This window comes from uncultured Thomasclavelia sp., assembly GCF_944324745.1.
Classification (GTDB): domain Bacteria; phylum Bacillota_I; class Bacilli_A; order Erysipelotrichales; family Coprobacillaceae; genus Thomasclavelia.
The window spans coordinates 1-9200 of sequence record NZ_CALUXO010000039.1 but is presented as its reverse complement, the minus strand read 5'-3'; the positions used below and the strand labels follow the sequence as shown (position 1 = coordinate 9200).

At 28.8% G+C, this 9200-nt stretch carries 9 protein-coding genes; 6 read left to right on the top strand and 3 right to left on the bottom strand.

Going from position 1 to position 9200, the window contains the following annotated elements:
* On the top strand, positions 1-465 hold a 465-nt coding region (locus tag Q0K54_RS04340), incomplete at its 5' end, for a LytTR family DNA-binding domain-containing protein (RefSeq protein WP_294578637.1).
* A gap of 165 nt (positions 466-630) precedes the next feature.
* On the opposite strand, the gene Q0K54_RS04335 is transcribed toward Q0K54_RS04340, so the two are convergent.
* Genes Q0K54_RS04335 through Q0K54_RS04325 form a run of 3 tightly spaced genes read right to left on the bottom strand, consistent with a single transcriptional unit; the run spans position 631 to position 3205 of the window.
* Positions 631-1143 (bottom strand): dUTP diphosphatase, encoded by a 513-nt coding sequence (locus Q0K54_RS04335; RefSeq protein ID WP_294578636.1) that lies wholly within the window; start codon positions 1141-1143, stop codon positions 631-633.
* A 39-nt stretch (positions 1144-1182) separates the two neighbouring features.
* Positions 1183-2511 (bottom strand): HAMP domain-containing sensor histidine kinase, encoded by a 1329-nt coding sequence (locus Q0K54_RS04330; RefSeq protein WP_294578635.1) that lies wholly within the window; start codon positions 2509-2511, stop codon positions 1183-1185.
* Positions 2504-3205 (bottom strand): response regulator transcription factor, encoded by a 702-nt coding sequence (locus Q0K54_RS04325; protein WP_294578634.1) that lies wholly within the window; start codon positions 3203-3205, stop codon positions 2504-2506. The genes Q0K54_RS04330 and Q0K54_RS04325 overlap by 8 nt, the downstream gene beginning before the upstream one ends.
* Positions 3206-3656: 451 nt before the next feature.
* On the opposite strand from Q0K54_RS04325, the gene Q0K54_RS04320 reads away from it, so the two are divergent.
* The 5 genes from Q0K54_RS04320 to Q0K54_RS04300 all read left to right on the top strand — a co-directional run.
* The gene (locus Q0K54_RS04320; protein WP_294578633.1) at positions 3657-6089 is read left to right on the top strand and encodes a YfhO family protein; all 2433 of its coding nucleotides are present in this window, start codon (positions 3657-3659) and stop codon (positions 6087-6089) included.
* A complete protein-coding gene (locus tag Q0K54_RS04315) occupies positions 6061-6441 on the top strand; it encodes a GtrA family protein (RefSeq protein ID WP_294578632.1) in 381 nt (126 codons plus the stop codon). Before Q0K54_RS04320 ends, Q0K54_RS04315 begins: the two co-directional genes overlap by 29 nt.
* Positions 6442-6456: 15 nt before the next feature.
* Complete coding sequence (locus Q0K54_RS04310) at positions 6457-7401, top strand: glycosyltransferase family 2 protein (RefSeq protein ID WP_294578631.1); 945 nt, start codon at positions 6457-6459, stop codon at positions 7399-7401.
* Positions 7402-7484: 83 nt separating this feature from the next.
* A complete protein-coding gene (locus Q0K54_RS04305) occupies positions 7485-8330 on the top strand; it encodes a hypothetical protein (protein WP_294578630.1) in 846 nt (281 codons plus the stop codon).
* Between the two features lie 194 nt (positions 8331-8524).
* Positions 8525-9200: AAA family ATPase (locus Q0K54_RS04300; RefSeq protein ID WP_294578629.1), on the top strand; the 676-nt coding region annotated here is incomplete at its 3' end.

Sequence of the window (9200 nt, the reverse complement as noted above, 5' to 3'; positions counted from 1 at the left end):
TATATAATTTTTGTTTCATCACATAATGATTTAATTCACGATTCATATAATTTACGAGCTTATTATTTTATTAGGAAAACAAATTATAAAACAGATTTAAATATCTTTTATTCCATTGTTGATCAAGAACTATATAATAATGATATATTTATTGATTTAAATTATAAACTGAGCAAAACTCAAATATCTTTAAATCAAATTATTTATTTAGAAAGTCAAAATCACAAAATAAAGGTTGATACAGTAAATGGAACATATTTTGATAACCGAACATTAAAAGTTTGGACACAATTACTTCCTGATGATAAGTTTATTCAGGTTCATCGTTCTTTTATTATTAATATTGAACATTTAATTTCATATAGAAAAGGACATTTAATCATGACAAATAATGAAGATTTGATAATTGGTAGAGTGTATAAAAATAAATTTGATCAATTTTATCAGGAATATTTGCTTAAATGATAATGTTTATAAAAATAATTACTATAGATTTTAATTCTTTGCTAGTATATGTTTATTTTGTATAAAGTTTAAAATTGATAAATAGTTAATAAATTTTAAATATTTAAAATACGGGGTGAAAATTCACCCCGTATTAAACAGTCAAAGCATTAATTAAAGTGCTTGTTATTTAGTTGTTGAACCAAAACCACCATTTCTTTTTTCACTAGTATCATCATCTGCAACAATTCCAAATGGCATAAAGATTCCTTGACCAAATCCTTGGTTAGCTTTTAATTCCACCGTTTTATTTTCGTTACTATCATTAGTAATTTTAATAAAAATATGTCCTTCATTATCACTGTAGTAATAATCACTATCAATGATTCCAACCGTATTATTTAATTGAAGACGATATTTAAATCCTAACCCACTACGTGGGAAGATAGCTAAAAACCAGCCTTCTTTAATAGATACTCGAATACCAGTAGGAATTTTAATTGTTTGATTAGGTTTTAAAGTAAAATCAATTGGGGTATAAAAGTCGTATCCTGCAGAACCAACAGTGGCTCTTTTTGGTAATTTTAAATTGTCATATATTTCATTAATTTTTTCAAGCGTATAATCCAAAAAACAATCTTGAAAATCATTAATAAATTGTTCTTTTGATACTTTTTCAAATTTAGCGACTACTTGCATAATTTCCTCCATTTATAATTTTTAAATCATTATACTTAATTATGATTGAATTGGGAAGATTAAAATAACAGTAAACGTCGTTTTATCATCAATAATTGAAAGACTGCCGCCATGAATCTTCATCATTTGACCAACACTTTTAAGACCAATTTGATTACTTTCAATATAATTAATTAAATGCTTTTTAGTATTTTTAGCTCTAAACTCAATATTTTTCTTATCACCATTAACTACTAATTCAATAAAAATCGGTTCTTTATTATCAGCATATTTTGAAATATTAGAAAAAATATTGTTATAAATACGTTTAAGCAGATTAATATTACCATGAATATAAATATCATCATAATTAATTTCTTTAGACACTTTAAAGCCACTTTCTTCTAATGCCATAATATTTTCAACAATATATTCATAAATAACCCCTAGTGAAATCTTAGTTAATTCACTGTCTTGTTCCTTACTAAATACTAAGAAGTATTCAAACATTTTATTAGCTAGCTCATTAATTTGATTAACTTTATCAATCGAATTATTTAGATAATTATTATACTGTTCATCATTTTTATATTTTTTTAATCTAATAATCTCTAAATAACCTCTAAGTGAAGTAAGCGGTGTGCGTAAATCATGTGACAGGGCAGTAACTAAATCATAATTAGCTCTTCGATTTGTTTCTTCAGTTAAAAAATTATCTCGAAGGGTAATTCGTAAATTATCAATCTGCTTTGATAATTCAGCAATTTCATCATGCCCTTGAACACTGATTTGATGTTCTAAGTCTCCTTGTGACATAATCGTTACTTCATCTTTTAGATTAATGATTAATTCCATTTTACGTTTGATAAATAAAATAGTTGGAACAATAAAAATAATGATTGAAACAATTAACGAAAAAATGATATAAGGCATGATAGTCTTAGCTAAAGCATAAGTATCAATATATAATTTAATCGTTCCATCTTTTAAATCGATGATTCGATAATAGGTCTCAATACTGTAGGTAGTTTCAGAAGCAAAGACAGTCGATTCAATAAGTAAATTATCGAGAATTGTAGCCCAGGAACCGGTGATGAGCTCATTACTATCATAATTATAAATACTGACAGAATAGATTTCACTAGTTCCCAGGATTTCATCCATTTTTGCCACATCATTAATCGAAACATTTTGATCAATTAATTGGTTTTCAATGTTGATGCTATAAGCTTCAACATTATCAGAAATAATTCCTAAGTCCAAAACAAATCTAAAAAAGTAATTTCTGCTGGCATAAAATAAACAGAAAGTGCCAATAGCCAGAGTACCAAAAAAGATAATGATTGCGGAGATTTGAACACTGAGCTTATTAAACCAATTTTTAATCACAGCGGTATCCTTTGCCCCAGATTGTTTTAATTATTTTGGGATTTTGAGGATCTTTTTCGATTTTTTTCCGCAAATTTCTAATATGAACCATGATAGTGTTATTAGCGCTATAGTAATATGGTTCATTCCAAATGCTTTCATAAAGCGCTTGAGTTGAAAAAATTTGTTTACGATTACTGATTAGTAAATAAAGAATTTGATACTCTAAATAAGTTAATTCGACTGGCTTATTATCAAGTAAGACAGTTTCATTGTTTGGATTAATAACAATATTTTCATAAGTAATCGTACTATCGGGATCGACTTTCTTTTCCATCTTACCTTGATAAACATAGTATCGACGCAGCAAGGCCTTAACCCTGGTTGTTAGTTCGTTATATGAAAATGGTTTTGATAAATAATCATCACCACCACTAGAAAAACCAAGAGTTTTGTCACTTTCTTGACCTTTGGCTGTTAAAAATAAGATTGGAGCATTTGATTTTTTTCTGATTTCGACACAAGCCTGGTAACCATTTACAATTGGCATCATGATATCTAAGATATAGAGATCGATATCTTCACTAGCTTTATCGATTGCTTCTTGGCCGTCTTTAGCTTCAATTACTTCATATCCTTCACTGGATAATAAGACGTTGAGAACTTCTCTGATTTCTGGGTTATCGTCTACAATTAATATTTTATTTTGTGTCATATATTCACCAACTTTCGCTTTTATTATACATCATTAAACTTTGGAAACAGTTGATTAAGCTAAAATTAAGAAATATTTAGATGTTCTTAATGCTGATTTTAAGAAATATGTACGATAATCATAGGCGGAAGAATGATAGCAATAGTAGTAAATTCAATTATCTTTTTAATATGTTTAACTTTATAGTGATGTTATTCATCACGCCTTCTTCATTTATCTTTAAAGGGTAAAGCTATGGCTTAAAACACTTTTCCCCGAAAGTAATCCATAGTTTTTAGATGATGTTATTGATAATTTTAAAGATACAATCATTACCTACATGATAATTAGATTATAACCGAGTGTTAACTAATGAGTTAAAATGCAAACACTTCAACAACCAGCTATGCTATCATCTTCCGTTGATTTAAAAAAAGAAAAGAGATGAATATGGATAAGGAGAATGGCGTAAATGAAAAATAAACGATGCATATTTTCAATAATCTTTCTAATATGTTTGACATTGGCAATGGTTTTAATCATTACACCGGCTAATTCTTTGTTTGGTTCAACTACGGACTGGTTTGATCAACATGTAAATTTGGCTGATTATATTAGAAATACCCTGTTGCAACAAAAAACATTATTTCCAGATTATGCTTTTAATCTAGGAGCGGGTCAAAATATTTATAATATTTCATATTATGGTTTATTTCGAATAGATGTTTTGATTGGCTGCTTGATTAGTAATGTAGCAATGAAAGATATTATTGTTACATATATGATAATAAATTTAATTTTAAGTGTTACGTTAATTTATGTTTGGCTGCGATATCATCATTTTAGTAATGGGTTATGTATTTTAGCGGCTGTATTGCTATTAACATCAACGGTTTTATTCCATAGTCATCGTCAGATTATGTTTGTCGATTATATGCCAGCTTTGATTTTAGCTTTGATAGCGATTGATAGATATATTAAAAAAGGTCACAGTGGCTTACTAATTGGCGCGATCGTCTGGATGATTAGTAATAGTTATTTTTTTAGTGTAGCTGGAATCGTCGCTTTGTTTAGTTATTATTGTTTTAGACTTAAACACTTTAGTTGGAAAAACTGTTTAGCTTTTATTAAACCAGTTACGATTGCAATAATGATTAGTGGTGTTTTGTTATTACCGACAGCTTATGCATTATTAGAAAATCGTAAAAGTGGTAGCAGTACCCCTAGTTTATTTAGTCTTTTGATTCCTAGAGGCAATATCAAGGGATTGCTTTATGATAGCTATGGCTGTGGTTTGGCTTATTTAAGCTGGATTGGATTGATGCTAAGTTTGAAGTTAAAGTCAATTAGAAAGCTGTCAATTTGGCTGTTGTTATTGATTTTTATTCCGCTTTTTAGCTTTGGGTTAAATGGCTTTTTATATAGCCGGACTAAATGTTTGATTACGTTTATTCCTTTAATTATTTATTTAACAGTTTATACCCTAAATGAATATTACCACCAGCAAATAAAACTGGATATTAAATTATTGATCTTAATTTTATTACCACTTTTAGTAATTGATCATAATGTAATTGTTTTATTAGATGTTATTGTGGCATTGCTGGGAACAATTTTATATTTGAAGCTAACTAAAAAGGCTGTTTATTCATTAATGGTCGTTCCATTATTAGTGAGTTATCAAACAAACAAGCAGGAAGAGTTTGTATCAACTACTACATATCAACAAATTTCTAGTAAAAATGGGATTAAAGTAGATAATGATGGTCGTTATGATTTATTATACCATCCTTTAGATAGTAGTAATCTAGCTAATAATAATGAATTAAGAACATCGTTATATAGTTCAATCAATAATAATTTATATAATCAGTTTTATTATGATATTATCAAAAACCCAATTTCGATTAGAAATCGTGTTGCCTGTCTATCAAATTCCAATATCTTTTTCCAGGGAATGATGGGAGTTAAAACTATTTATAGTGAAAATGTGGTGCCAATTGGTTATAGACAAATTGATGAAAATTTATATCAAAATGAAGATGTATTACCGATTGTCTATGCTACAAGTAATAGCTATGATGAAAAAGATTTTGATCAGTTATCTTTTCCAATGACATTAGATACTATCTACAATAATGTCGTAGTTGAAAATGGTAACAGTGATTATCAAAGTCAAATCCAGAGTTTAAATTTAAAATATTTACCAGTAGCTCAAAGCGATAATCTACAAATTACAGCGATTAAAAATGGTTATCGGATCAATAGTGATGGTTCTTCTTCGTTAGAACTAGAGATAACTCAAGATTTAACGAATCAAATTTTAATAATTGAATTTGATCTTGATAAAGTTAAATATAGTAAAACACGAGATACTTCAATTAAGATTAATGGCGTTACTAATAAATTATCTAGTACTAATGCTGCTTATCCTAATCATAATGATCATTTTACCTATATTTTAAGTCAAAATGAAGCGATAGATAAATTAGAATTTAGTTTTAGTTCTGGTCGTTATGATCTTAAAAATATCAAACTATACACTCTTGATTATGATGTTATTAAAAATCGAGGTCAGGAAGTAGCTAAACTAGAAGGTGCTTATAATCAAAATGGAAAAATTGCCACTGGTAAAATTGAAGTTGTTCAAGATGGGTATTTAGTGACGTCATTACCATATCAAGATGGCTATACCGTATTAATCGATGGAAAAGTGGCAGATAACGTATGTGTCAATAAAGCATTTATTGGTACGAAAATAACCAAAGGTCAACATCAAATAGAGATTGTTTTTAATGCGCCACTTAAAAAAATAGGAATAGCCATCAGTGGTATTGGAGTAATTTTATTGCTAGTGGAGATAAAAAGGAGTCAAAATGAAAAAAGAATTAACCGAGTTGATTAGTTATATATTTGTTGGTGGCTGTACTACGCTTGTGAATTTTATCGTTTATTTTTTATTAATCAGTTATCTAGGAACATCATGGTTAGTTGCCAATGTTATTTCATGGGTAGCTGCGGTAATGTTTGCATATTTTGCCAACAAGCAATTTGTCTTTAAAAGTCATAATGATAGTATTCAAGAAGCTTATCAGTTTTTTATCTTACGTTTATTAACTTTAGTAGTAGAAAGTAGTTTATTATTTATTTTTATTCAGCTATGTGGTGTTAACGAGATGGTTTCTAAAGTTGTGGTTAGTGTAATTACGGTAGTTTCTAATTATGGATTATGCAAATTTAAGATTTTTGCCAGCTAAGGAGGTTGTAAATTTATGGATAAGATTAGTATTATTGTTCCTTGTTTTAATGAAGAGGAAGTCTTACCGTTATTTCATCATGAAGTTAGCCAAGTATTAAAAGAAATTGAAAATGTTGATTATGAATTGATATTTATTGATGATGGTAGTCGTGATCGCACTAAAAAGTTATTAGAACTGCTATGTGCTAAAGACCAACATTGTAACTATTATTCTTTTTCACGAAATTTTGGAAAAGAAGCAGCAATGTTGGCTGGATTGGAGCAGGCAACTGGTAATTATTGTGTTATCATGGATGCTGATTTGCAACATCCACCAAAATTATTACCAGAAATGTATCAGGCAGTTAGCAGGGAAGGCTATGATTGTTGTGCTGGTAAACGAATTGATCGTGAAGGTGAAGGAAAATTACGAAATTTTTTAAGCCGCTCATTTTATAAAGTTATGCAGAAAATGTCTAATTTAGATATGAGTGATGGGGCCGGAGATTTTCGAATGATGAGTCGGTTAATGGTTGATTCGATTCTTAAAATACGTGAATATAATCGTTATATGAAAGGAATCTTTTCCTATGTCGGTTTTGATACTAAGTGGATCCCATATCATAATGTTGAAAGAGCGGCCGGAAAAACCAAGTGGAATTTTAAAAGTTTATTTTCTTATGCATTAGAAGGAATGTTTTCTTTTTCAACGGCACCATTAAAAATTGCTGGAATTTTTGGAGTAATTTTATTTGTTGGATCAATTATATTATTGCTGTATACTGCCATATCAACATTATTATTTGGTAATAGTGTTAGTGGTTATACAACGATAGTTTGTTTAATTTTGTTTTTAAGTGGTTCGCAAATGTTATTTACTTCAATATTAGGACAATATATTTCTAAGGATTATATGGAAAATAAAGCTCGTCCAATTTATATTGTTAAAGATTCTAATCGTAAACAACGTTATAATTGAAATGTCATGGTAAACATGGCATTTTTGACATTTGAAATAGAGAAATTTATAATAAAGTCATAAATAGTTAGAGGGGGATTAAGGTGAAAAAGTTTATTAGTGTTGTTTTGACAGTTATTATGGTTGGCTTAATGATTTTATTATGCATTAATTTGGCAATTCGTTCTATGGCAACACAGACGGTTTCCAATGCTATTGTTGCTAGAGAAGCTACCAATCAGATAGAACAGATTATTACAAACAATTTTCCTAATGTTACTGATGAACAGGTTCAACAAGTTCAAGAAGCTATTTCTAATAGTGATAGTATTAATTCATTTACCAATGATTTATTGCAACAACTAACTGAAGATGCTTTAAATAATCAGGATATTGATACGAACGCAATTATGAACCAATTAGCCCAAGTCTTTGTTGATAACGTTACAACAATTGAACAGGTAATTGGTCAAGATATTACTGATGATCAGGTTCAATTAATTAAAGAGCGGTTAACCGATGAAAATGGTAGTTTAAGCAATCATATTAATCAAGTAGTTGAATCAGTAACTAGTGGATCATCGCGAACTGAAAGTTTTTTGAAATCATATCAGACAGTTAGTAGTCTTATGGTAAGAATTGGATGTATTATCGGAATTATAGTTTGTATAGTTTTAATTGGTTTAATTAATCGATCATTTTATCAGTGGGCTATTTATGCTGGGATTGGAGCTATTGTTGGAGCAATAATAGTCGGACTATTTTTACCTTTGGTTGTCAGTGCTGTAGAATTTACTATTGGACAAAGAATTTTAGCGATGAGTATTACGATTCCGTCTAATTTACTTAGAATTGAAGGAATTGTTTTAGCAGTAATTGGGATTGTTTTAATTGTTGGATATTTGATTCTAAAACAAAAATATCCTAAATATCAAAGAAATTATTATTAAATAAATATATCAGTTAAAAATAGGAGTATAACTATAGATTAATTAGTTTTGCTCCTATTTTTTGATTAATCATATTGATCAGATTTAAGTCAAATATCATTCATAATATTGAATCCACAATCCAACTCTTTTTAATAGCTAAAATAGGTGTTAAATAGTATAATAAAAATAACTAAAAAGGAGTGAATCAGAAAATGAAGAGAATCCCAATAGGTATTAAAGACTATCCCAAAATAATTGAAGAGGATTACTATTTTGTCGATAAAACATTATTGATCAAAGAATTTATAGATAGGGGGAATGAAGTCACCTTAATTACGCGACCAAGACGATTTGGAAAAACTTTAAATATGTCGATGATGGCAGAGTTCTTTGATATTACCAAGGATTCAAAAGAAATCTTCAAAGGTACTAAAATCATGGAAACCAAATATGCCTCATATTTAAATCAATATCCAGTTATCTATCTTTCTTTTGCCGGTGCCAAAGGCAGTAAAGAAGATATGGTTGAAATAATTAAACAGAATTTATTTATGTTATATTCCAAACATGACTTTGTTTTTTCTGATTTAAACGACTATGAAAATACTATCTATCAAGGGATAAAATATCATTTATCACAGTTCTATACAGGAAATTTTAAGGGAATAAATAATTCTTTATCCTTTTTAATGGAACAAATGCAAAAATATTATAATAAGAAAGTTATGGTCTTCATTGATGAATACGATACTCCTTTTATTGAAGCACATGCAGGTGGCTTTTATGATGATATCCGCCAATCATTATCATCATTGCTTCATAATGCTTTAAAGACCTCAAATAGTCTGCAATATGGAATGCTGACGGGAATCCAGCGAGTAGCCAAAG